The sequence below is a fragment of the Ferrovibrio sp. genome, from assembly GCF_017994015.1.
Taxonomy (GTDB): domain Bacteria; phylum Pseudomonadota; class Alphaproteobacteria; order Ferrovibrionales; family Ferrovibrionaceae; genus Ferrovibrio.
This window is the reverse complement of sequence record NZ_JAGOLP010000045.1, coordinates 1-24409: the sequence shown is the minus strand read 5'-3', so window position 1 is coordinate 24409 and position 24409 is coordinate 1. Positions and strand designations below refer to the sequence as shown.

Genomic DNA, 24409 nt, shown 5'->3' with positions numbered 1-24409 from the left:
CACGGCGCTTTGGCCTGTTGCTGCTCAATAGGCTCGACGCCCTGCTCGGTGATCGCCATGAGCCAATCTCTCCGCGCGCTATTCCCGCTCCCTGGCGAAGCCGGGCCGATCTGGCCGAACCCATCCTGACCCGTCCTGCCATCGACGGCCTGTTGCAGCAATTGCTGGAGGCGCTGTGTGAGTTGCTGGAGCAGGAGCATCTAGGGGCAAGGCAGCTAACGCTTCACAGCTACCGCGTTGACGGCGAAGTGCAGACCCTGACCATCGGCACGGCCAAGGCCAACCGGAACCCCAAGCATCTATTCAGGCTATTCCGCGACAAGCTCGAAACCATTGAACCAGGCTTTGGTATCGAGACCTTCCTGCTGGAAGCAACGGCAACCGACCCGCTCAGCGCCGGGCAAGCAGCCCTCGATGCTCACGACCAGACCAACAGCAATGGCTTCCCCCAGCTGATCGACCGCCTGCAAGCGCGGCTCGGACGCCATGCGGTGTTTCGCACCATTCCGTTGGATAACCATTGTCCCGAAAGAGCAGTAGGCCGTGCCAGGCCATTAGCCCGAACAAGCACCACCTCAGCTGTCAGCGACGATCTACGTCCCATCCATCTCCTATCGCATCCCGAGCTTGCCGATATGGCAGGCGATGGCAGCGCCTTCCGTTGGCGGCGGGTCTTGCGCCCGATACGTCATGCCATCGGTCCGGAACGGCTGAGTGCGGAATGGTGGCGCAATGGTATGGATGTCACCTACCGCGACTATTTCCGCATCGAGGATGAACAGGGTCGCCGTTATTGGCTTTATCGCTCCGGTGAAGTCTGGTTTGTGCATGGGTTCTTCCCATGACCGATTATGCCGAGCTCCAGGTCACCACCAATTTCAGCTTCCTTGAAGGCGCGAGCCATGCGGGCGAGTTGGTCAGCCAAGCCAACTTCCTTGGCCTCAAGGCGCTCGCCATCACCGACCGCAACACGCTGGCGGGCGTTGTCCAAGCCCATGTAGCGGCACGCAACACGCCGCTCCAGATCATCGTTGGCGCCAGGCTCGACTTCCGCGATGGTCCCAGCGCCCTTTGCCTGCCCACCGACCGCAAAGCCTATAGCCGTCTGTCGCAGCTGATTTCTCTGGGCAGGCGCCGGGCGCCCAAGGGGGAATGCTGGATTGACTGGCCGGACTTCCTGGAGCGGATCGAGGGGCAGCAAGTCATCCTGCTCCCGCCGCGCCAGCCCGACGAAGCTTTTGAGACCAGGTTGGCCCAGCTGCATAGCTTGATTGGCGACAACCTCTCTCTTGCCATGAGCCGCCTGTATCGCAGTGACGACAAGCGCCGTCTGGCTCGGCTGTCTAACCTGGCGCAGCAGCATGAGGTTGCGACGCTCGCCACCAATGACGCCCTCTACCACCGCCCGGAGCGTAAGGTGCTACAGGACGTTCTGACCTGTATCCGGCATGGCTGCACGATTGACGCCGCAGGACGCAGGCTGCAGCCCAACGCCGAACGGCACTTAAAGTCTCCTGCCCAGATGGCAAAGCTGTTCAAGGATTATCCCGAGGCCATTGTCCGCAGCATCGAGATTGCCGAACGCTGCCGCTTCTCGCTCGACGAACTGCGCTACGAATACCCAGACGAGACCAGGGGCAATAGCCGCTCGCCCCAGGATGAACTGGTGCGCCTGACCTGGGAGGGGGCAGCTGATCGCTACCCCGCCGGCATCCCGCCCAAGATACAGGCGCAGTTGCACCATGAACTTGGCTTGATCGAGCGGGTTGGCTACGCGCCCTACTTTCTCACCGTCCACGATATTGTGCGCTACGCCCGCTCCCAGGGCATTCTCTGCCAGGGGCGCGGCTCGGCTGCCAACTCGACTGCCTGCTATTGCCTAGGCATCACGTCAGTTGACCCTGCCAAAATGGACCTGCTGTTTGAGCGGTTCATTTCCGAAGAACGCCGCGAGCCGCCCGATATCGACGTTGATTTCGAGCATGAGCGCCGCGAAGAGGTCATCCAATATATCTACACCCGGTTTGGCCGGGAACGGGCAGCGCTCACCGCCACCGTCATTCACTACCAGCCCCGCAGCGCCTTGCGCGAGGTTGGCAAGGTCATGGGTCTCTCGGTGGATACCATCGACCGCATGTCCAAAACCCTGCTCGGCTGGGGCCGCGACGGCATCGATGAAAGTCAGATCGCCGATGCCGGCCTTGATCCTGATGCCGAACGGCTGCGGCTCACCATTGAACTGGCCAGGGAGCTGATCGGCTTCCCCCGGCACCTCTCCCAGCATGTTGGCGGCTTTGTCATCACCCAGGGGCCGCTGGCCGATCTGGTACCGATTGAGAATGCGGCCATGGAAGACCGCACCATCATCCAGTGGGACAAGGACGATATTGACGCGCTGGGCATCCTCAAGATCGACATTCTGGCTCTTGGGATGCTGACCGCCATCCGCAAAGCCTTCAACCTGATCGATCAGCATTACGGTCAGGCCTTTACCCTTGCCACTGTGCCGCAGGATGACCCGGCCGTTTACGACATGCTGAGCCGGGCTGATTCCGTTGGCGTGTTCCAGGTCGAGAGCCGGGCACAGATGACCATGCTGCCACGGCTGAGACCTAAGACCTTCTACGATCTGGTGATCGAGGTTGCCATTGTGCGCCCCGGGCCGATCCAGGGCGATATGGTTCACCCGTATCTCCGGCGCCGGAATGGCGAAGAACAGGTCAGCTACCCTTCCAAGGAGTTGGAGCAGGTGCTGGGCAAGACCCTTGGCGTGCCGCTGTTCCAGGAGCAGGCCATGAAGATCGCTATTGTGGCCGGCGGCTTCACCCCGTCCGAAGCCGACCAGCTGCGCCGGGCTATGGCCACCTTCCGCAAGGTCGGCACCATCGGCCTGTTCCAGCGCAAGCTGATCGACGGCATGGTCGCCAATGGCTATGCACAGGCGTTTGCTGAGAACTGCTTCCGCCAGATCGAGGGGTTTGGTGAATACGGCTTCCCGGAAAGTCATGCTGCAAGCTTCGCCCTGCTGGTCTATGTCTCGGCCTGGCTCAAATGCCATTACCCGGCTGTCTTTGCTGCGGCGCTGCTTAACAGCCAACCGATGGGCTTCTATGCCCCAGCCCAGCTGGTCAGGGATGCCCGTGACCACCGCGTTGAGGTGCGGCCCATCGATGTGAACCACAGCGATTGGGACAACACCCTAGAGCCTGTCGCCCGCACCACGGCCCTGCGCCTGGGCTTCCGCCAGATCAAGGGCGCGAGAGAAGCCGATATGACCCGCCTCATCGCCAATCGGGCCAATGGCTATCCCAGCCTCAGAGATACCTGGCGGCGGGCTTCCCTTACCCTTCCGGTGTTGGAGCTACTCGCCCGCGCTGATGCCTTCGGCTCCATCGGCTTGAACCGCAGGCAGGCCCATTGGGCGATCAAAGGGCTAGGCGACAAACCGCTTCCCTTGTTCGAGTTCGGCGATGCCGCCTCAGTCGAAGGCAGCAATCTACCGCCCGTCGAGACCGGGCAAGAACCCGATGTAACCCTGCCCAGCCAGACCGCTGGTGAGCATGTGGTGCAAGACTATCGGGAGACCAGCTTGACCCTGCGCCAGCATCCTCTGGCCTTACTGCGTCCGCAGTTGAAACCCCTAGGCATCGTTCAGGCCCGTGATCTGGCAACCCTGCCCGAGAGCCGCCCGATCAAGCTGGCTGGCCTGGTGCTGGTGAGACAACGCCCAGGCACCGCCTCCGGGGTGATCTTTGCGACCATCGAGGATGAAACTGGTGTGGGCAACATCATCATCTGGCCAAAGGTGTTCCAGCGCTACCGCCGGGCTGTTCTCGCTTCCAGGCTCATATGCGTCACCGGCAGGGTTCAGCGCGAGGGCTTGGTGATCCACCTGATCGCCGACAGGCTCGATGATTATACAGCGCTGCTGAATGAACTGAGCAGTACCAATGCCGAGGATGTTTTTGCTGAAACGCTCGCTCATGCCGATGAAGTGCGAAAACCCGTACGCGATATTCAGGTGGTCATGCCGCCGAGCCGGGATTTTAGGTGAGGACAATCTTCCGAATACAAAAACTAAGATAATGACAAGACAGCGAGGTTCAGCAAACCGGGCCTGGGCTATATCGCGCAAGACCACCTGTTGCAGGTCTCACCACTTTTCAACGCGAATCCAATGCAATTTCACTGCAGCTGTGGCCACACGAGGTCTATCAATTAATGTCAAATTGCAGTTTCCCATTATACATTTAAGCAACTTGCATAGCCGATCCATAGATTGCATTTGGCCAAAGGCATCGTAGCGGCTCGTGCGTGCGCGTATACACGCGTGCAGGCGCACGAGAGCGGCTAATCCGTCGGGTCCGGCAGAAAATCAACCAACTCTGCCTTGGCAAGGTGGGATCCTATGGTCCGGGCCAATTCATCACCGTCTCCAGCAGCATATACGCTGGGCTGCACCTCCTTCAGCGTCTCGATGGATAGGTTGCCCAAGACGAACTGACTTACGGCCCACACGCGTGCCGCCTTGTGGAAATCCGCACGATGCTTGCCGGTGCAGAATACCTGGTACGAACCACCTCCGCTGCGGCGCTGAAACGAATGACCGCACCACAAGCATTTTGGGCATTCGCCATCGTCAGCAATTTTTTGCGCAAAGGCGGGCCGTGTTGCAAAAGTGCCATTCTGTTGCTTCATAATTACACCCCTAATCCTAAGATTCTGCTTGGTGGTGAGGTCTTTTGCGAGGGCATAGGACGACCTATCCCCGCGCCCCAAAGAAGACGCAGTGGTCGTTCCTAGCCCTGCGGTTCTGCTCGGCGGAGCCGGCCCTTCGCATCAGGCTCCAATCTCGGCATTAGCCCCGGATTGGATTGCCAGCTACTAATCTGCCAGATGCCAGTCTGACATCAGTCCCGCTCCTGGCTTTCGGACCGCGGTTGGATTGACTGAATCCCACAGTATCCATTTCAGATGTCGCCGCTGCCGTTTTGCACCGTCCAGCGCATCCTAGCCGCCCACTGCCAGACGACCTTTCTCAGAAACCGCCACGGACCTCGACTTAACTGGAAGCTAACTGCACAGGCGCCAATGGCAAGTTGTGCAGCCACTTATCCAGATCCTGGGTCAAGATCAGTGTTCGCTTCCCATACTTGCGGGCAACAAGACCTCCGGAAGCCATAGCCCGATAAAGGGTGGACCGACTGATGCCCGACCGCTTAACGGCTTGGTTGACGGTCAACGCCAAGGGTTCTGGAATAGAGATCAAGAAGCCTCCAATGGAAACAGCAAACGATTCGCTGAGACGCCCAAAGGCTGCATGAGCGCATTTACAGAAAACAGGGGAGGTTTCGGGAAATACTCGCCTGAGGCTAGATGGTCCAACCTAGCAAGGACTTAACAAGTGCGTCGGCTTGTTCACTAGGGTCCTCGTTAGGATTAAAAAGCTTGTCTCGAAGATCTTCAAAACGTTTGAATATTTGCTCGCCTTTTACATGCCCACGGATATCACTCCGAAGCCGGGCGGCCTGTCGGCCATTAAGACCAAGCGTAGTATTGGCGGCAGCCATTGAGAACCGCGAAATAGCTTGCTTTGTGGATAGGCCTGCCGCTCGATACCAATCGATCGCAATAGCTGCGAGAACTGCTCTATCGTCACGAAGCTGCTCATTGGGTGGCCTGCCGCCAAGCCTTTTTACTGGCTCAAAAATGGCACCGACCTTCCCTTTCTCCAGATCCTGAAGAGCCGCATTCAGCAGCACAAGAGCGCGCATTTCTTCCGGTTGAAACCCAATATCGTGAAGGAAAGTGAGAACAGCCCCGACGGACATTGAAGCGGCCATTCTCTCCGGGCTTCCCTGGTCAGCTCGCTTTGAAACACTCGCCGCTTGAAGGCTCTTGATGAGCGCAACCAGATTCTCTCGCTTAATCAGAATTGAATACTCTCTAATTCGGGTACTTTTCCCGCGTCCCTCAGACTCAGTCATCTACCACGCCCTTCAACGCTTCGCGCCGCAATAAACTGCCCATTCTTCCATCATGTTCTTTCGCTTGCTCATCAAATCTCCTCGGCGATAGGCGGCCTCAACCTTGTCAGAAATTGCATGCGCAAGGGCCATCTCAGCCACTTCGCGTGGATAGTTTGTCTGCTCCGCCGCCCAATCACGGAAAGTGCTCCGAAAGCCATGCACCGTGATGTCGATCCGCTTCATGCGCTTCAACAATGCCGAAATGGCTGCTGGGTTGAGATGTGGCGCCCCCTTTCCTTCTCCAGGAAAGATATGGTCGCCAGTGCTGTCTTTCGCTAGCTTCTTCAAGAGAGCAACGCCGCGTTTTGACAACGGAATTCTATGCTCACGCCCAGCCTTTATGCGATCCGCCGGAATTGTCCACACCGCCAAATCTAAGTTGATCTCGGACCATTTTGCCCCCACAACTTCGCTCACTCTGGTAGCTGTAAGAATAAGCAGTTCCAGAGCCTGCGCTGCCAAACCGGGCTGTTCACGCAGCCCCTTCATGAAACTTGAGATGTTTGAATACGGCAGTGCAGGGTGATGCTTTACTCTCTGCACACGGGACCGAGCCGGAAGGAGATTCTCTAGCCGGCCCCGCCAACGAGCCGGGTTGTCACCCTGTCGAAACCCGCGCGCCGTGGCCCAATCAATAATGGCTTCGATCCGCCCTCGTAACCTGGACGCCGTCTCGGTCTTCGAAAGCCAGATCGGCTCCAGTACTTTGATGACTAGTGCAATATCAATAGTCTGTATTGGCTGCGCACCTAGTACCGGATAAGCATAAGTGTGCAGGGTCGACCGCCATTGGTCAGCATGCTTGGCATTGCGCCAGCCAGGCGCATGCGCTCCAATATAACGCTCAGCACATTGCCTAAAGGTAACTGCCTTCGCCTTCTCAGCAGCCACCGCAGCTATAGCTTCCCGCTTGGCCTCAATCGGATCAATACCATCAAGCAATTGGGCCCGAAGGGTGGCTGCTTTTGCCCGGGCAGAAGCCAGGGAAACAACATCCAGGGAGCCAAGGCCCATATCTCGCGGCGTTTTGCGACCGCCGTGCCGATAACGAAAAATCCAAGATCGAGCGCCTTCAGAACTCACCTGAAGGTAAAGACCGCGACCATCGAGATAGCGGCCAGGCGTTCTAGCACGCGAAACATCGAGCGCATTCAACCGACCAATCTGGTGCTTTCCCAAGACGATTTACCCATCTTTCATACCATCTTCGATTTTGAGATTATGCGACACAGCGTGAGACATGCCAATACAGATAATTCAAAATCAACCTGATGCACCAATCAGTTAATGATACAAAAAACTACAATGAGCTACGATTTAACACACCCCAAAACGGACACCCTCTCCGCCAAAGACTAAATAAATCTATCGTTAGCCAGCAATCAGCCTCACCCGCCAAATATCGCGGCCAAGTCCGGTTCCTGCACCTGGTCGCGGTCGAGGTTGAGGCGGTTTTCGATATGGCTGAAATGATCGCGTGAGAGCCGCAATGCCGCTTCGAGGTTGCGGGCGCGCAGCGCGGCGACGATGGCGCCATGTTCGTCAACGGCGCAGAGCGAGGCCTGTGCCGGTTCGTAGACCGAGACCATCAGCGATGAGCGGCTGAGCAATTCACGCAGGAAACGCGACAATTCGGCATTGCCGAGCTGATCCACCAGCAGCAGGTGGAAGGCGCCGGACAGCCGCACCGAGGCGGCGCGATCACCACGCTGGGCGGCGGCGCGTTCGGCGGCGAGATGCTGCTCCAGCGCGGCCAGGATGGTGTCGTTCAGCACGCGCAGCAATTGCTCGATGATGCCGGCCTCAAACACCCGATGCGCCTCATACACCATGCGCACATCCTCAACACTGGGCCGAGGCACAAAACAGCCGCGATTGGGGATGATTTCAAGCCGGCGCTCGGCGGCCAGGTGATGCAGCAATTTGCGGATACGCTCGCGCGACACGCCAAACAAGGCCGCCAGCCGCTGCTCAGGCAGCTTGGTGCCGGCCTTGAGCCGGCCATGCAGGATGGCATCGGCGATGCGGGCATAGATCGCCTCGTCGATGCTCGTCGCGGTTTTTTTTATGCTGAGCTGCCCGGCTGCTGGTTTCGGCCGCTGTTTCACGTGTCTGCCCTGCATCGCTCAAGAAATGTGCACAATCGTGAATATTTTGTGCACAATATTGCCCGGGGATTTTCGCGGGCGACAGCCTGCGAAAAGTGAAACGCCATGTTTCGCAATTGCTTATACAAATTGTGCACATTTGGCACAAGCTTTGCGTAGCATTGTGCATGGCGCCGGCTGGCGCAAGCAGAAACAGGGCAAGGCAAGGAAAGGCCAGGGGCATGACAACCAAGCAGATTTCCCGCAGGACAATGCTGAAGCGCAGCCTGGCCGCCGGTGGCGCGGCGCTGGGCGGTGCTTCGCTGGGCTTCACCGCTGCGCCCGGCCTGCTGCGCGCCCAGCCGAAGGAGATCGTGATCGGCGGCCCGGCGGGCGCCGCCAAGTATTTCAACGCTGATATCTTTCCGCTGATGGAAAAGCAGATCGGCGCCAAGATTCTGTATGAGGGCACCAATTCGCTGACCAACCTGCAAAAGATGCAGGCCGACAAGGCGGCGCCGAAAATGTCGGTGGTGGTGATGGACGATCCGGTGATGATCGCCGCTGCCGAGCAGGATCTGATCGTGAAGATGGGCATCGGCGCCGTGCCGGCCATCGGCAAGATCAATCCCGCCGCCGTGCATCGCGATGCGCTGTGGGTGAATTACCAGCAGCCCTGGGCCGGCATCGCCTTTAACAGCAGCCGGCTGAAAACCCCGCCCAGCTCCTGGGCTGCGCTATGGGATGCCGGCAACAAGGGCCGCATCATCGTGCCGTCGCTGAACAACACCGAAGGCTACTGGACCCTGCTGGTGGCGGCGCATCTGGAAACCGGCAAGCCGTTCAAGGAAGCGCAATACGAGATCGAAGCCGGCTTCAACAAGCTGAAAAGCCTGAAGCCCAACCTGCTCACCATCTACACCAATGCACCGCAGGCGATAAACCTGCTGGAACAGGGCGAGGCGTCGCTGATCGCCGGGCAATTCTCGGCCTACACCCTGATCCGCAAGGCCGATGGCTCGCCGATTGATCTGGCGATCCCCAAGGAAGGTGGCTTTGCCATGCCATCGGGCCTGGCCAAAGTGAAGAACGCGCCCGGCGGCGCACTGGCCGATGCGGCGCTGGAAGCATTCCTCAGCCCGGAAGTGCAAAGCGTGCTGGCAGCCAAGGCTTTTGTGGCGCCGGTCAATCCCGCCGCCACCAAGCCGGCCGGCTTCCCCGATGCCACCACGTTGTTTGCGCCGGATTGGGCACATTTCGCCAAGGGCCGCGCCGGCTGGATCGAGCGCTGGAACCGCGAATTGCTGTGAGCCGGCCATGAGCAGCCAGGGCATGGCCAACAAGGGCACAACAGGCGGCAAGGCGGCGGAATTGCTGGTGCAGGGCGCCTCCAAACGCTACGGCCCGGCCATGGTGCTCGACCGGGTGGACCTTGCGGTGAAGGCCGGTGAACTGGTCACGCTGCTTGGCCCTTCAGGTTGTGGCAAAACCACCCTGCTGCGCGCCATTGCCGGCCTGGCGCTGCCCGATAACGGGCAGATCCTGATCGATGGCCGCGATGTCACCCGGCTGCCGCCGCATAAGCGGCAGGTCGGCGTGGTGTTTCAGAATTACGCGCTGTTTCCGCATCTCAGCGTTGCCGGCAATGTGGCCTTCGGCCTGCGCCAGCAGGGTGTGGCCGCTTATACCATCAAGGAAACCGTCTTGCGCTATCTTGGGCTGGTGCATCTGGCGCATCTGGCTGAACGGCCGATTTCGGCCCTGTCCGGCGGCCAGCAGCAGCGCGTGGCCCTGGCCCGCGCCCTGGCCGTGCAGCCCAGCGTGATCCTGTTTGACGAGGCATTAAGCGCGCTGGACCGCAATCTGCGCGAGGAAATGCAGGTGGAACTGCGCCGCCTGCTGCGCCAGATCGGCACCACGGCGATTTTTGTCACCCATGATCAGGATGAAGCGCTCACCATGTCGGATCGCATCGCCGTGATGCATGGCGGGCGGATCGAACAATATGCCGATCCGAAAACCATCTATGCCGCGCCGGCCAGCCTGTTTGCCATGGGCTTTATCGGCCAGTCGACCCAGCTCAAGGGCCAGGTTGCCAGCGTGCCGGAGCGCGGCCGCGTGATTGTGCAAACCCCGGCCGGGCCGATACTGGCTGCGGCAAATTTCAGCCCCGGCTCGGCGGTGGTGGTGGCGGTGCGGCCGGAATATCTGCGCCCCGGTGCGCCGGCACAGCCGGCCGAGAGCAATGCCATCCAGGGCCGCCTGGAAACCATCGTGTTCCATGGTGCGCATAGCATGCTGCATATCGATACCGGCAACGGCGCCCGCGTGGTGGCGCAACTGGCCGGCGGCAGCAACGTGCCGGCGGAAGGCGAAAACATCACGCTGCATTGGCCGGTGGCGCAAACCTTTGTCTATCCCGATCCGGCGCCAGCCGCATGATCGCCTGGCTGACACGCTCGGAAAAACTGCCCAGCCTCGGCCTGCTGCTGCCGGCTCTGGTGCCGCTGGCTGGCCTGTTCGTGCTGCCGCTGGCCTTGCTGCTGCCGGTCAGCCTGTCCGGGCCGCAGGGTTTGAGCCTGGCCGCCTATGGCAAGCTGCTGGGCGATAGCTATTACCTGGGCATCATCTGGAATTCGCTGAAATTCGCCGGCCTCACCACGTTGTTTGCCTTTCTGATCGGCTATCCCGCTGCCTTCGGCCTCACCTATCTGCGCGGCGGCCTGCGCAGCGCCTTGCTGCTCACGCTGTTCCTGCCGCTTTCGATTGGCGTGATTGTCAAAGCCTTTGCCTGGACCGTGCTGTTGCGCTCCACCGGCGTGGTGAACAAGACCTTGCAGGCGCTACATATCATCGACGAGCCGATCCGACTGATCTTCACCGAAACCGCGCTGATCGTCGGCGCCGTGAATATCTTCCTGCCCTTCATGATCCTGTCGGTTTATGCCGTGGTGGCGCAGATCGACCGCCGCCTGGGCGAAGCCGCCGCCACACTCGGTGCACCGCCGCTATCGTGTTTCCTGCGTGTTACGCTGCCGCTCAGCCTGCCCGGCATCATCGCCGGCACCGCGCTGGTATTCTCGCTCGCTGTTTCCGCCTATGTGGTGCCTACCCTGCTGATGGGCGAACGCTACCAGACCCTGCCCACCCTGATCGCCAAATCCTTCCTGCTCACCCGCGAACCGGCCTTCGGCGCCGCGGCCGGAGCGGTACTGCTGGCGATTGCCCTGGCCGTGGTGCTGCTCAGCGGCAAGCTGGGCAAGCCACGCGCATGAAGCGGGAGGCACAACCATGATCGGCCGCATCGCCATCCGCTTCTGCATTGCCTGCATCCTGCTGGCGGCCGCCTTCCTGCTGGCGCCTTTGCTGGTGATTGTCGGCACCAGCTTTTCGCCCACACCGGTTTTTGATCTGCCCAGCGGCGATCTGTCGCTGCGCTGGTATGCCCGCATCGGTCGGCTGGATGGCTTCTGGCCGGCTTTGCTGCTGACCTTGGAAATCGCTGCGCTGTCCACTCTGGCGGCCCTGGTGCTCGGCACCCTGGCTGCCATCGGCATCCAGCGCGGTCGCCTGCCCGGCGCCGACCTGCTCACCGCCTTGCTGGTTTCGCCGCTGATGCTGCCCGGCCTGGTGATCGGCATTGCGCTGCTGCAATTCTTCCGCATGGCCGGCCTCACCGCCGCGCATCCGGCGCTGCTGCTGGCGCATCTGATCATCACCCTGCCTTATGTGGCGCGCACCATGCTGGCCGGCCTGTCACGCTTTGATTTCACCCTGATCGATGCGGCGCGCTGCCTGGGTTGCAGCTTTCCCGCCGCCATCACCAAGGTGATGGTGCCGGCGCTGGCCCCGGCATTTTTCACCGCGGGCTTTTTCGCCTTCCTGGCCTCGTTCGACAATTACCCGATCTCGATTTTCCTCACCGATGCGCGCACCAAAACCCTGCCGATCAAGCTGCTGCAATATATCGAGGAAGCCCCCGATCCAACCCTGGCCGCGCTTTCCACCCTGATCCTGGCCGCCACCCTGCTGCTGTTGCTGCTGGGTGAGAAATTTGTTGGCCTCAACCGTATGGCCGGAACCGGAGACTGAGCTTGGCCGATTTGAGCAATACCCAGATTTTCCCACCGCGAGACCTGATCGGCTATGGCGGCCAGCCGCCGGCAATCCGCTGGCCCGGCAATCGCGCCGTGGCGGTATCCTTTGTGGTCAATTTTGAGGAAGGCGCCGAATATACTGTATCGGGCGGCGACGATCATAACGAGGCGATCTACGAGGTGGTGCACCGGCTGGAGGGCCGCGATCCTTGTATCGAAAGCCATTTTGAATATGGCACCCGCGCCGCCTGGTGGCGCGTTATGGACCTGTTTGATCGCTACGATGCCAAGACCACGGTCAGCGCCTGCGGCCTGGCGGTGCAGCGTTCGCCGCTGCTGGCGCAGGATGCGGTGCAGCGCGGGCATGAAGTTTCCGCCCATGGCTGGCGCTGGGAAAGCCATGCCGATCTGGATGAGACCGAGGAACGCGCCCGTATCGCCAAGACCGTGCAGGCGATCCAGGCTGCCACCGGGCAGCCGCCGCGCGGCTGGCACACCCGCTCGGCATCCTCGCCCAACACAAGGCGACTGCTGGTGGAAGCCGGCAATTTTCTCTACGACAGCGACGCCTATAACGACGACCTGCCCTATTTTGTGCCGGTGGCCGGCAAGCGGCATCTGGTGCTGCCTTATGCCTTCGACACCAATGACATGCAATTCCAGAATACCCAGCGTTTCGGCACCGGCGGCGCCTTTGCCGCCTATGTCATCGACGCCTATGACTGGCTGGCGCGCGAGGGCAGCAGCGCGCCACGCATGCTATCCATCGGCCTGCATCTGCGCATGATCGGCCGGCCTGGCCGCATCGGCGCGCTGGAGACAATCCTGACGCATATCGCCGGCTCGGGCAAAGCCTGGATCGCCACCCGCGAACAGATTGCGCGCCACTGGCTGGCGCAGCAGCCGGATCAGGGCTTCAACGCCGCAAAATAATCCAGCACTTCCTGCCGGCTCACCACATCGCCATATTTGGAGTGGATATCAAACAGATTGGCCTGATGCGGCGCCGCGTGGCGATCACCAACACATTCCTCCGGCACGATCACGCGGAAGCCGTGTGAGCAGCCATCCACCGCTGTGGCGCGCACGCAGCCGCTGGTGGAGCAGCCGGTGAGGATCAGCGTATCCACGCCCATCCACACCAGCATCGCCGCCAGATTGGTGCCGAAAAACGCGCTGGGATACTGTTTCACCAGAATGGTATCCGCTGCGGCGGGCGGCAATTCCGGCACAATATGGGTCAGCGGATTATCGCTGGTCATGCTCTTGAGCAAAGGCACCTTGGCGACAAAGGCGCCACCATTGCGGCCCTCGGCATCATAGATCACCTGGGTATAAACCAGTGGCACGCCAGCCGCCCGCGCCGCAGCATAAAGCGGAACCGAGGCGGCAACGGCATCCACCACACCCTGGGCAAACAAAGCCGCCCCCGGCGTGGTGTAGGCCAGCACAAAATCAATCGACAGCAGCACCGGCCGGCGGCCAAAACCGATCCGGCCATTAAATGCCTTGCTGTAATTCTCGGCCAGATCCTGTGCCGTTTCCATCTTCGCCCCCTGCCCGATCAGACGCTGGATTCCAGCGCGGCATGCTCGCGCTCAAATTGCCATACCTGTTCAAAACCCATCAGCTTGGAAAATTCCATGAAGTCGTAGAAATCAATATCCTGCCCGGCTGTGGAGCCGGTGGCATGAATCGCGCCATAGCAGCGGCGCAGGGCCGCGCCCACGGCCAGGAAACCGGCAGCGGGAAAGATTGCCAGCGCATAGCCCAGTTCCTGCAACCGCGCCGCCGAAAGCACCGGCGTGCGGCCACCTTCCACAATATTGGCCAGCAAGGGCTGATCGAAGCTGCGGCAGATTTTCTCCATCTCGGCTTCGCTTTCCGGCGATTCCACAAACAGCACATCAGCGCCGGCCTTGGCATAGGCTTCGGCCCGGCGCAAAGCTTCATCCAGGCCAAGGGTGGTGCGCGCATCGGTGCGCGCCACGATCAGGAAATCGCTGCTATCGCGGCTTTCCACCGCCACCTTGATCTTGGCCACCATATCGGCGCAGGGGATCACCCGGCGGCCTGGCGTGTGGCCGCATTTTTTCGGGAATTCCTGGTCTTCGAGCTGAATCGCCGCAGCGCCGGCTTTCTCATAGCCACGCACGGTATGCTGCACGTTCAAGAGGCCGCCATAACCGGTATCGCCATCGGCAATCAGCGGCGCCTTGGTGCCGCCGGCAATCAGGCCGACACGGCCCACCATATCGCTATAGGTAGCCAGGCCGGCATCGGGCAAGCCCAGATGCGAGGCCACGGTGCCATAGCCGGTCATGTAGAGCGCATCAAAACCCATTGCATCAGCAACACGGGCCGAAATCATGTCGAATACGCCCGGGGCGCTGAGCAGCTTGCCACTGCTGAGCCGTTGGCGCAGGGAATACGGGTGAGACACGGGATACTCCTGATCGTTACTACTGAGAAACGGGGGGCAAGGGCAGCGCGGTGCCAATCATCGCATCGCGCGTTACCAGCGCTGCAAGCTCGGCCTCGCTCATGCCTTCGCTGCCAGCCGGACGCATAGGAAGCACCAGATAACGCAGATCGGCAGTGCTGTCGGAAACCCGTACCTCCACCGTATCAGGCAGATGCGTGCCGAATTCTGCCAGCACCTGGCGCGGCTGCACCACCACACGCGAGCGATATTCAGTGGATTTGTACCAGGCTGGCGGAATGCCCAGCAGCATGCGCGGATAGCAGGAGCAGAGCGTGCAAACCACCACGTTATGCAAATCCGGCGTATTCTCCAGCACCACCAACTCCAGCGGGGTCTGGATACCGAGACCAAAAGTTTCGTTGATTGCAGCCAGGGGTGCCGCCAGCAGGCGCTGTTTGAAGGCCGGATCGGTCCACGCCTTGGCCACCACCTGGGCGCCCAAGGCCGGTGTGCGGCTATCCTGCGCATCAATCTGGCGATGGATATCCTCGGCGCTCAATATACCCTTTTCATCCAGCAATTCCCGGATGGCGGTTTCGAGCAGCACTTCATACCGATCAGCGTGATCCTCGCTGGTGATCGGCGCGTGATCGTGCTCATGGTCATGGTCATGGTCATGGTCGTGGTCGTGGCCGTGGCCGTGGTCATGGTGATGCGGATGGCTGTGATCATGCGCCATGGTGTTGCTCCGTCATTGGTTCCAGCCAATGGCCATATAGATCGGCATAAAGGCTATCCTGGGCATTGCCCTGATATTCCGGCCAGAGATCGGCCTGGCGAAAACGCACGCGATATAAAAGGCGCATCGGCAGCCCGGGTTTGTGGAAGGCAAGCAGCGACGGATCGCGGTAGAAACCAACCACTTCGGATATTTCGCCCGGCCGGCCGCGCAGATAACATGGCGTACGGCAATGCGCTTCAGGCGGCTGCCGCCGCACCTGTACACGGGTGCCGACCGGCAATGCCTGGCCCGGCTTTGCTGGCACCGCGCTCATGCCGCGCTCCGCTGCCGCGCCCGGATGGCGGCAATGCGCGTTTCGATCTCGTCATGGGTCAGGATATTCTGCTCCACCAGCAAGTCGCGGATGGCGCGGATCCATTTGTCGTAATAACCGAACTTGCGGTAATCCTCGATGGTGTTCTGCTCAATGGCGCGGCGCAGCGCATCCACCTTGAACGCATCCACCTTGGGGCTGGTAAGCAGCATCACCAAGGCATCAATGCGTTTTTCATGCAGCGTCACGGCATGTTCATCAAGATGCAGCGCGCCATCCACCTGGCCGCCTACATCATTCACCCGTCTTTCCATGCCCTTCTCCTCCCGCTTGTTCGCCGCTTAAGCGGCGAATACCTGAATATGCTGCGCCGGCAGCCGGATGCCGATCATGGCACCGCGCTGGCCAAGCTGAAGCTGTGCCACCTGGGCCGCCGAGGCATTGATCTGGAAAGCGCCGCCATCCTTTAGCCGCGTATGCACTTCCACCAGGCTGCCTTTGTAAACGCATTCCACCAGTTCAGCCGCCAGCGCACCATCGGCCTGGCTGTGCGGCGCCAATTCGACATGCTCCGGGCGGATACCCAGGATGATGGCATCGCCGCCGGCAGGCAGCGGCAGGGGCAGGTGCAGCCTGATGCCGGCCGCCAGTTCCACCTGACCGCCCCGGCCATCACGCGCTGTGATTCTGCCCGGCAGAATGTTGGAGCTGCCAAGGAATTCCATCACCTCACGCGAGCCGGGTGTTTCATAAAGCTGAGCCGGCGCACCGATTTCGCGGATACTGCCATTGAACATAACCGCCACACGATCAGCCAGCGACAGCGCTTCTTCCTGATCATGCGTCACAATGATTGTGGTTATGCCAAGCCGGCGCTGCAACTGCTTCAGTTCCACCTGCATCTGATCGCGCAGCTTGCGATCCAGCGCGCCCAGCGGTTCATCCAGCAACAGGATATCCGGCTGAATAACCAGGGCGCGCGCCAATGCAACACGCTGGCGCTGACCACCGGAAAGATTGGCCGGAAAACGCTCGCCGACATGCCCCAATTGCACCATCGCCAGCGCGTCGGCCACCCGCTTGGTTATCTCCGGCTTCGGCAGCCGGCGCATCTGCAAGCCATAAGCCACATTCTCGGCAATGGTCATATGCGGAAACAGGGCATAATCCTGAAATACCAGGCCAACATTGCGCTTGTAGGGCGGCGTGCCATGCATGGCCTGGCCGGCAATCTGCACACTGCCCTGCTGCGGCTGGGTGAAGCCGGCAATCACCCGCAAAGTAGTGGTCTTGCCGCAGCCCGAAGGCCCGAGCAATGCAAGGCATTCACCTTCGGCCACGCTGAGATCAACGCCCTTGAGAATTTCCTGCCCGCCAAACCAGACGCGCACATTTTGCAGTTCAAGGCCAGCCATGTCGCTCCTCATGGGATCGAATGCGAGATGATACGATAGCGCCGCTCGGCCAGCGCGATGATGGCGCTGATCACCAGGATATAGAGCGTGGAGAAAGCCGCCGGCGTCGGATCAAGGTTCTGTGTGATGTAGTTGAAGATTTCAATCGGCATGGTGGTGATGCCGCCACGCACCAGAAACACGCTGATCGGGTAATTGTCGAAACTGATCAGCAGGGCGAACAGGAAGCCGCTGACCAGGCCGGGCTTAAGCTGTGGCAGCGTGATGGTGCGGAACACGGTCCCGCGGCTGGCGCCAAGCGAAGCGGCGGCTTCTTCCAGCGCCGGATTGGTCAAGGCCAGCGATGCCAGCAACGTGCGCACCGGATAAGCCACCACCAGCACGATATGGCCGATCATCAGGCTGTACCAGGTGAAGGCCGTACCGATCATGATGAAGAACTGCACCAGTGCAATGCCAATCGCCACCATCGGCACCGTGACCGGCGAGAGCAGGAATGCCGTGATGGCGGCGCGGCCCGGCAGGCCGGAACGCGCCAGCGCCAGGCTGCCGCCAATCGCCAGGATGGTGGCGATTATGGCGCTGGCCAGCGCAATCCCGGCGCTGATCAGGGTGGCATCCAGGATGCGGTGAATATTGCCGATATTGGCATACCATTTCAGCGCCAGCGCCTTGGGCGGGAATTCGATGAAGAACGAGGCGTTGAACGACACCACGGCGGTGAGCAGCACGGGAAAGACCAGGAAGGCCAGGGCGATCCAGGCCAGCGCCGAGGTGATGATCTGGAAGGAGTTGCGATCAGACATCGGCGCGGAACACTTTGCGCAGCAGCATGGCATAGGCCGCCACCAGCAGGAAGGTGAGCAGGGTCAGCACCACGATAATGGCCGAGCCCCAGGCGAAATTGAGCTGCACCAGCAATTGCTCTGCGGCGACCTGCGAGATCATGGCACTGCGCGGCGAACCCAGCATCAGCGGCGTGACAAAGGCGCTCATGCTGACCGCGAAGGTGAGCATGGTGCCGCCGAACACGCCGGGCAGGCTGAGTGGCAGGGTGATGCGCAGAAAGCTGCGCCATTCGCCGCCGCCAAGCGATAGCGAGGCTTCGCGTAAAGAGGGCGGCAGCCGCAGCAAGGTGCCATAGATCGGCAGGATCATGAATGGCATGGCGTAATGCACCAGCCCGAGCGTGATGGCGAGTTCGGAATACATCAGCCGGATCGGGCTTTCGATCAGCCCCAGCGCCAGCAGCAGGCTGTTCACCGCGCCGCCATCGGCCAGCACCACCACCCAGCCGTAATTGCGGATGATCAGGCTGGAAGCCAGCGAAACAAAAGTGATCAGCAAGATCGCCGTGCGCAGGCCGCGCCCGACCCGCAGCAGCAGCAACGCAATCGGATAGGAAATCAGCAGTGTAATCGCCATGGTGATCAGGGCGATGCGGAAGGTGCGCACCAGCGCGCGGCTGACCCGCGCACTCTCGAAGGTTTTGAAATATTGCAGCAGCGTGGGGCCCGCGCCGGTTTTCTCGTCGCCGCTCCAATAGGTGAAGCTTTCGCCCAGCATGTAGGCGAAAGGCACCAGATAGAAGGCGAGCAGGAAAACCAGCAACGGCGCCAGCATGAGCAGGCCTGGCAGATGCCGGCGCCAATTGACGCCGGCATTGCCCATTCCTGTGGTTATGGCGTGGCTCATGCCCGCAATCCCCGCTTAGTGCTTTGTGATGTGTTGCTGCTCAGCCGAAAGCCTCGTTCCACATCTCGGTGATCTTGGCGCGGTTCTTCGACAGGAAGGCCCAATCGGCATAGGTGGTGTTTTCCGGCGTGCCGATCAGCTTGGCAGTATCGGGCGAGATCGGCACCTCGGTATGGCCACAACGGGCGCGGAGCACCGAATCGATCTTGGATTGGAAATCCTTGGTCAGGCTGAGATTCACATATGCCTCGGCCAGTTCCACATTCTTGGCATTCACCGGCATGTTCATGCCAACGATCTCGCCATGCTTGCCTTCCTTCAGATTGGCTGCCGGATAGATCGGCGCGCCCTGCGCCACCAACTGGGCAGCGAAGGCAACATAAAACGGCACCAGCGGCACCTGGCCGCTCTGCATCATTTGCAGCGCCTGCGGTGCGTCGTTATAGATCACAACGCCATTCTGCTTCAGCTTGGCCAGATGCTTGATGCCGGCGGCATATTCATATTGTGCCTTGGCCAGCGGCATGCCGGTGGCGATTTCCGCCGCCGACACGATCATGCGCAAGCCGTTATTCCAGGTGACCGGCGGAATCGCGATGCGGTTCTTGTTGGCCGGATTCCACAGATCGGCCCAGGAAGTCGGCGCTTCCTTCACGGCATTGGTGTTGTAGAAGATCGTGTGCATCGCATCGATCATGCCGGCCGAGTAATCATCGGCCATGTTGAATTCCTTGCGCAGGAATTTCCAGTTCGGGATATTCGCCGCCTTGTGCTGGCGCAGCAGGCCTTCATCGCGGGCCAGAAACACGCCGGCCTCGGAAAACTGCATCAGATCCGGCGGATTATCCTTCTGTGTCTTCAGCATCGCCAGCATGTTGGAGGTGACCGATTGCTGCACATTCAGCTTGGCGCCGGTTTCCTTTTCAAACAGCGGATTGAGATGATCGATCCACAATTTGGCAAGCAGACCCTGGTTCAGCACAACGGTGAGCTGACCGGCCGCACGCGCCTTGGTGGTGACCCAGGGCATGCCGATGGCGACGGCGCCGGCTGCGGCATTGCCCATGAAGCGACGGCGGCTGAGGCCCTTTTTGCTGTGGCGTGTGGCTTGGCTCATTACATATCCCCTGTCAGTTGCATGTTGCTTGCGGAAAAGCTGTTGCGCGCGGCGGCCTGGGTTTCGCCGCGATGTGTTGTGTTGAACTGGCTGAAGGCCGCCGGGTCCATGCGGTCGCGCGCCGCCCAGATATGTTCGCGCATCTGGGCAGCGGCCCGTTCGCCATCGCGCGCGATCACGGCGCGCAGGATGCGACGATGCGCGGTATGGCTTTCAAACAGCTGATCATCGCTGAAGCGGAAATAGTTGCGGATCGAGGCCGGGATTTCGCCCACCTGATGGATCAGCTCGCGCAGCATGCGATTGGGGCAGGCATCATGCAGCACGGCATGAAAGATATTGTTCTGCTCCAGGAAGGCGCGCCGCACCTCGGCATCGGAAACCCGATCATGCGCGCGGGCATCGGCCAGCAGCCGGTCGCAGATGCCCACCGCCTGCTCAAGCTGCAACTGCGCCTCGCTTGAAAGCCCGGCCAGCGCCACCAGGCGCGCCGATTCACTCTCCAGGATCGCCCGGCAGCCATAAATCTCCGCCACGCGGGCCGGGCTGTAGACCGTGGCGCGGAAACCCTGCGCATCGGCCTCAACCATGCCCTCGGCGAGCAATTGCTGGAGCGCCTCGCGGATCGGCGTGCGCGACACATGCAGCCGCATGGCCAGATGCGTCTCGCGCAGCCGCTCGCCCATGGCGATGGCGCCAGAGACAATCTGGCGCCGCAACTGATCATAAACCTTGTCGCTGAGCTGGTTTTTCATAGCCGCCTGCGAAGCCCTGTTCGTATACATTTCCGCAGGGCGCGGCGGCGTTGTCAAAAAAATGTATTCATTGCAAACAATATAAGCAATATAATTGCTATATATACCGTAAAAATATTATATAAGTACAGAATTTTGATAAAAAGAGTTTTGGAATAATTATACCGTATACAAGTGTGATTAATGCTTATACTTATGCTTGTTCAAGTATTCTAGTATGTAACTTTTATAGCTAGAATCAGCGCAATGATCTGGCTGGCAAAAGAACAGCACCGCAAAAAAGGCCAAGGCATAGCTAAATGAAGCAGGCCGGAGAGCCGTTCTCGCAGGCCGAGGCCTGCTACAACCCACATATCTTTTTTGCCGGCAACAGGAAAAGAAGGATCGAAGCCCCGCCACTATGCCGGAGAGTGCTAATGATCTGAAATATATGGGATTTTGGCTGGGGGACTAGGATTCGAACCTAGACAACCAGAGTCAGAGTCTGGGGTCCTACCGTTAGACGATCCCCCAGCAGGGATCGGGCGGGGATATAGCCGGTTCGGGGCGGGCTTGCAACCCTCTTGCCGCTGCCTCGCACGCTTCGGCTCAGGCGCGGCGGAACACAGCCGTCAATTCCAGATGCGGGGTCCACAGGAACTGGTCAATTGGCGTGGCTTGTTCCAGCCGGTAGCCGGCCGCCACCAGCAGCCGCGCATCGCGGGCGAAGCTGTTTGGATCGCAGGCGGCCATCAGCAGCAGGGGCGGCGCCGCCTTCTGGCGCAGGGCATCGGCCAGCGCGGCCGCCTGGGCGCGGGCGCCGGCGCGTGGCGGATCAAGCAACACAGCATCCAGCTTCTTGAGTTCGGCCGCCTGGAGCGGGCGGCGCTCCAGATCGCGCGCCTCGGCCTTGATCCGGCTGGCCAGTTGCTGCGCGTTGGCCGCTGCCGTCAGTGCTGCAATCGCCGGCCTATCGGCATCGCAGGCCAGCACCTGATGCCCCAAAGCCGCCAGTCGCAGGGCAAAGGCGCCGCAGCCGGCAAACAGATCCGCAATGCGCAAGCCGCCGCTGCCGGTTTGCGGCAGGGCGGCAAACATCTGCGTCGCCATCAGCGCCTCGGCCTCTGCCGTGGCTTGCAGGAAACCGCCCGGCGGCAGCGTTACCGCCACGGCGCCAAAACGCACCACGGGCGGGCGTTCCTGGGCCAGGATTTCAGGCGCGGCATCCGGTGTTTGGCGCCAGCAGAGCCGGGCAATGCCGAGTTCATGCGCCAGTTGCGCCAGATCCTGCCGCGCCCCGGCCTCCAGCCCGGGCCGGCCAGCCCCTCCACCAGAAACCGGGTCACCATAAAGCGCGCCGGTAAACAGCGCATCCAGCCCGCCTTCACAATCGGTGAGTTTGATATCCAGGCTGCGGCCTTCCGGCAGCAAGGCCAGCAAGGCTTCACGCAGTCGCGGCAGCGGCGCCAGCAAGGCCGGGCGCGACACGGCGCAGGCAGCAAGGTCAACCACGCGGCGGCTTTCCGCTTCGTTGAAGCCGATCACCACGCGCTTGCCGATGCGGCGGGCAACAAATTCGGCGCGGCGCCGGCTGGCCGGCGGCACGCTGAGCAACGGCGCCACAATCTCTTCTGCCTCGGCCGGGCTCCAGTCACGGCGCTGCAAGGCCGCCACCAGCTTGTTGCGTTTCCAGGCCTGATAGGGTGCCGCCTGCCAATGCTGCAGATTGCAGCCGCCACAGGCATGAAAATGCGGGCAAGGCGGCTCAATGCGCTCGGGCGACGCGGTTTCGATTTCCAGCAATTGCGCCGCCACGCCATCAGCTGCCTTGGCATTGCCCGCCGCCTTTGTGCTGGCAAGGCGCGCCGCCACCTGCTCGCCCGGCAGCGCAAACGGCACATAGGCGCGCTGGCCATCCGGCAGATCAAGCACACCATGGCCCTGCCCGCCCAGCCGCCCGATCACGCCCCGCACATCACGCATCATCATCTCCAATCAGATCGACCTTGCGCGCGGCGATCAGGAATTCGCGGTTGCCTTCCGGCCCCAGGATCGGGCTTGGCTCCAGCCCCAGCACATGCCAGCCCGGCAGGCTGCGCCACCAGGCGGAGATACGGTCGCAAACTTCCTCATGCAAGGCCGCATCGCGCACCACGCCGCCCTTGCCAACCCGGGCGCGTCCCACTTCGAATTGCGGCTTGATCAGCGCCACGGCAAAAGCCCCCGGCGCCGCCAGCGCCAGCGGCGCCGGCAACACGGTTTCAAGCCCGATAAAGCTGGCATCACACACCACGGCGCCAATCGGCTCGGGCACACTTTCAGCCGAAAGATGGCGCGCATTGGTCTTTTCCAGCACCGCCACGCGGGCATCGTTGCGCAGGCGCCAATCCAGCTGGCCCTCGCCCACATCCACGGCATAGACTTTGGCCGCGCCATGCTGCAACAGCACATCGGTGAAGCCGCCGGTGGAAGCGCCCACATCCAGGCAAACCCGCCCGGCCGGATCAAGCGCAAAAAAATCCAGCGCATGTTTCAGCTTGATGCCGCCGCGGCTGACCCAGGGATGCGGCTTGCCGCGCAATTCCAACGGCAAATCGGCAGCCACGCTGATGCCCGGCTTATCCAGCCGCTTTTCGCCGCTGAAAACCAGCCCGGCCATAATCGCAGCCTGGGCCTTGGCGCGGCTTTCGGCCAGGCCGCGCTCCACCAAAGCCTGATCCAATCGGGTTTTGCCGGGTTTGCTCATGGCCGCAACAACCTGGTGGTCAGCCGCTGGAAACGCCAGACCAGCAGCAACGCAGCCACGATCAGGCTGGCGCTGAGGCCAACCCACACGCCAATGCCGCGCAGCTCGCTATACAGGCCAAGCCACACGGCCACCGGCAGGCCCACCAGCCAATAGCCGATACAGGCCAGCAGCATCGGCATGGCGGTGTCCTTCAGGCCGCGCAATGCGCCATTGGCCACCGCCTGGGCGCCATCGGCCATGGCAAACAGCGCCGCCCAGCTCAGGTAAGCCACCGCCAGGGCAAATACCGGACTTGCCGGTTCAGGCAGAAACAGGCCGATCAGCCAGGGCGCGGCATTCCAGAATAACAGCCCGGTGCTGGCCATGAAGCCAACACCCAAAGCCAGGGCCACCCAGCCGGCGCGGCGCGCGGCCGCCACATCGCGGGCGCCAATCGCCAGGCCCACGCGCACCGTGGCGGCCTGGGAAATCCCCATCGGCACCATGAAGGCGATGGCGGCCCATTGCAGCGCCAGTTGATGCGCGGCGATTTCGGTAGCGCCAAGCCGGCCCATCAGCATGGCGGCGGCGGAAAACAGGCCGATCTCGGCGCCCAAGGTCAGCGCAATCGGCAGGCCGATACGCAGATAGGCGCGCAGGCGCGGCCAGGATGAACGCCACCAACCCCGGCTGAGGCGATAGGCGGCGAAGCCCGGATCGCGCGCCAGGATGGCGCCCAAAGCCAGCAGGGTGGCCAGATTGACCAGCGACGAGCCGATGCCAGCACCCACCGCGCCCAATTCAGGCAGCCCCAACCGACCATAAACCAGGGCGTAATTCACCAGCAGGTTCAGCGCAACGGCCAAAAAGGTGAGCAGCATCGCCGGGCGCGGCCGTTCCAGAGCGGCCGTGAAATGGCGCAGCACCATGAACCACAGGCTGGGCAGGAAACTGAAACTCAGCGCTTGCAGAAATGGCGCTGCCTCGGCCGCCAGGGCCGGCTGCTGGCCGGCCAGCAGCAGCAACG

24 protein-coding genes, 1 tRNA gene and 1 pseudogene are annotated in these 24409 nt (G+C 61.2%); 7 read left to right on the top strand and 19 right to left on the bottom strand.

Annotated features, from left to right (window positions below):
* Together KBB36_RS16395 and KBB36_RS16390 are read left to right on the top strand one after the other, a co-directional pair.
* Positions 1 to 845, top strand: a pseudogene (locus tag KBB36_RS16395) (DNA polymerase Y family protein); the annotation flags it as partial.
* Complete coding sequence (locus tag KBB36_RS16390; RefSeq protein WP_290983281.1) at positions 842 to 4054, top strand: error-prone DNA polymerase; 3213 nt, start codon at positions 842 to 844, stop codon at positions 4052 to 4054. The pseudogene KBB36_RS16395 and the gene KBB36_RS16390, both read left to right, overlap by 4 nt.
* 296 nt (positions 4055 to 4350) lie before the next feature.
* Here the strand turns inward: KBB36_RS16390 and KBB36_RS16385 are convergent, their stop codons facing one another.
* The 5 genes from KBB36_RS16385 to KBB36_RS16370 form a co-directional block, all read right to left on the bottom strand.
* The gene (locus KBB36_RS16385; protein WP_290983279.1) at positions 4351 to 4698 is read right to left on the bottom strand and encodes a hypothetical protein; all 348 of its coding nucleotides are present in this window, start codon (positions 4696 to 4698) and stop codon (positions 4351 to 4353) included.
* Positions 4699 to 5062: 364 nt separating this feature from the next.
* Positions 5063 to 5242, bottom strand: a complete 180-nt coding sequence (locus KBB36_RS21035) for a helix-turn-helix domain-containing protein (protein ID WP_366933219.1) — start codon at positions 5240 to 5242, stop codon at positions 5063 to 5065.
* Between the two features lie 130 nt (positions 5243 to 5372).
* Positions 5373 to 5987, bottom strand: a complete 615-nt coding sequence (locus KBB36_RS16380; protein WP_290983276.1) for a hypothetical protein — start codon at positions 5985 to 5987, stop codon at positions 5373 to 5375.
* Positions 5988 to 5999: 12 nt separating this feature from the next.
* On the bottom strand, positions 6000 to 7184 hold the full coding sequence (locus tag KBB36_RS16375) for a site-specific integrase (protein ID WP_290983273.1): 1185 nt from the start codon (positions 7182 to 7184) through the stop codon (positions 6000 to 6002).
* 233 nt (positions 7185 to 7417) lie between these two features.
* Positions 7418 to 8137, bottom strand: a complete 720-nt coding sequence (locus KBB36_RS16370; protein ID WP_290983270.1) for a GntR family transcriptional regulator — start codon at positions 8135 to 8137, stop codon at positions 7418 to 7420.
* 221 nt (positions 8138 to 8358) lie between these two features.
* Here KBB36_RS16370 and KBB36_RS16365 point away from each other — a divergent pair, with 221 nt between their 5' ends.
* From KBB36_RS16365 to KBB36_RS16345, 5 genes are read left to right on the top strand one after another with little or no spacing between them, the layout of a single operon-like run.
* Entirely contained in the window at positions 8359 to 9426 is a 1068-nt protein-coding gene (locus tag KBB36_RS16365) for an extracellular solute-binding protein (RefSeq protein WP_290983267.1), read from the top strand.
* Between the two features lie 7 nt (positions 9427 to 9433).
* Positions 9434 to 10558: an ABC transporter ATP-binding protein gene (locus tag KBB36_RS16360; RefSeq protein ID WP_290983265.1), complete on the top strand. Its 1125-nt coding sequence runs from the start codon at positions 9434 to 9436 to the stop codon at positions 10556 to 10558.
* The gene (locus KBB36_RS16355; RefSeq protein WP_290983263.1) at positions 10555 to 11391 is read left to right on the top strand and encodes an ABC transporter permease; all 837 of its coding nucleotides are present in this window, start codon (positions 10555 to 10557) and stop codon (positions 11389 to 11391) included. Before KBB36_RS16360 ends, KBB36_RS16355 begins: the two co-directional genes overlap by 4 nt.
* Positions 11392 to 11407: 16 nt before the next feature.
* Complete coding sequence (locus tag KBB36_RS16350; protein WP_290983260.1) at positions 11408 to 12208, top strand: ABC transporter permease; 801 nt, start codon at positions 11408 to 11410, stop codon at positions 12206 to 12208.
* A 2-nt stretch (positions 12209 to 12210) separates the two neighbouring features.
* On the top strand, positions 12211 to 13146 hold the full coding sequence (locus KBB36_RS16345; RefSeq protein WP_290983258.1) for a polysaccharide deacetylase family protein: 936 nt from the start codon (positions 12211 to 12213) through the stop codon (positions 13144 to 13146).
* Here the strand turns inward: KBB36_RS16345 and KBB36_RS16340 are convergent.
* The 14 genes from KBB36_RS16340 to KBB36_RS16275 form a co-directional block, all read right to left on the bottom strand.
* Positions 13122 to 13760 carry an isochorismatase family protein gene (locus KBB36_RS16340; RefSeq protein WP_290983256.1) on the bottom strand — a complete coding sequence of 213 codons (639 nt, stop codon included), beginning with the start codon at positions 13758 to 13760 and terminating at the stop codon, positions 13122 to 13124. The two genes, KBB36_RS16345 and KBB36_RS16340, sit on opposite strands and share 25 nt — an antisense overlap.
* A gap of 17 nt (positions 13761 to 13777) precedes the next feature.
* Positions 13778 to 14656, bottom strand: coding sequence for an isocitrate lyase/PEP mutase family protein (locus KBB36_RS16335; protein WP_290983254.1), 879 nt, complete (start codon positions 14654 to 14656; stop codon positions 13778 to 13780).
* Between the two features lie 19 nt (positions 14657 to 14675).
* The gene (locus tag KBB36_RS16330; protein ID WP_290983252.1) at positions 14676 to 15377 is read right to left on the bottom strand and encodes a nitrile hydratase subunit alpha; all 702 of its coding nucleotides are present in this window, start codon (positions 15375 to 15377) and stop codon (positions 14676 to 14678) included.
* A complete protein-coding gene (locus KBB36_RS16325) occupies positions 15367 to 15693 on the bottom strand; it encodes an SH3-like domain-containing protein (RefSeq protein ID WP_290983250.1) in 327 nt (108 codons plus the stop codon). The genes KBB36_RS16330 and KBB36_RS16325 overlap by 11 nt, the downstream gene beginning before the upstream one ends.
* Positions 15690 to 16007: an SH3-like domain-containing protein gene (locus tag KBB36_RS16320; protein ID WP_290983247.1), complete on the bottom strand. Its 318-nt coding sequence runs from the start codon at positions 16005 to 16007 to the stop codon at positions 15690 to 15692. The genes KBB36_RS16325 and KBB36_RS16320 overlap by 4 nt, the downstream gene beginning before the upstream one ends.
* A 27-nt stretch (positions 16008 to 16034) precedes the next feature.
* Positions 16035 to 17108: an ABC transporter ATP-binding protein gene (locus KBB36_RS16315; RefSeq protein WP_290983244.1), complete on the bottom strand. Its 1074-nt coding sequence runs from the start codon at positions 17106 to 17108 to the stop codon at positions 16035 to 16037.
* Between the two features lie 8 nt (positions 17109 to 17116).
* Positions 17117 to 17914: an ABC transporter permease gene (locus KBB36_RS16310; protein ID WP_290983241.1), complete on the bottom strand. Its 798-nt coding sequence runs from the start codon at positions 17912 to 17914 to the stop codon at positions 17117 to 17119.
* Complete coding sequence (locus tag KBB36_RS16305) at positions 17907 to 18803, bottom strand: ABC transporter permease (protein WP_290983238.1); 897 nt, start codon at positions 18801 to 18803, stop codon at positions 17907 to 17909. Before KBB36_RS16305 ends, KBB36_RS16310 begins: the two co-directional genes overlap by 8 nt.
* 40 nt (positions 18804 to 18843) lie before the next feature.
* Positions 18844 to 19920 carry an extracellular solute-binding protein gene (locus KBB36_RS16300; RefSeq protein ID WP_290983235.1) on the bottom strand — a complete coding sequence of 359 codons (1077 nt, stop codon included), beginning with the start codon at positions 19918 to 19920 and terminating at the stop codon, positions 18844 to 18846.
* Positions 19920 to 20675, bottom strand: coding sequence for a GntR family transcriptional regulator (locus KBB36_RS16295; RefSeq protein WP_290983232.1), 756 nt, complete (start codon positions 20673 to 20675; stop codon positions 19920 to 19922). The genes KBB36_RS16300 and KBB36_RS16295 overlap by 1 nt, the downstream gene beginning before the upstream one ends.
* Before the next feature lie 439 nt (positions 20676 to 21114).
* A tRNA-Gln gene (locus KBB36_RS16290) sits at positions 21115 to 21188 on the bottom strand.
* Positions 21189 to 21263: 75 nt separating this feature from the next.
* Positions 21264 to 22637, bottom strand: a complete 1374-nt coding sequence (locus KBB36_RS16285) for a methyltransferase (RefSeq protein ID WP_290983229.1) — start codon at positions 22635 to 22637, stop codon at positions 21264 to 21266.
* Entirely contained in the window at positions 22630 to 23400 is a 771-nt protein-coding gene (locus KBB36_RS16280; protein WP_290983227.1) for a TlyA family RNA methyltransferase, read from the bottom strand. Before KBB36_RS16280 ends, KBB36_RS16285 begins: the two co-directional genes overlap by 8 nt.
* A partial coding sequence (locus tag KBB36_RS16275; RefSeq protein ID WP_290983225.1) for an MATE family efflux transporter occupies positions 23397 to 24409 on the bottom strand: 1013 nt, incomplete at its 5' end. The genes KBB36_RS16275 and KBB36_RS16280, both read right to left, overlap by 4 nt.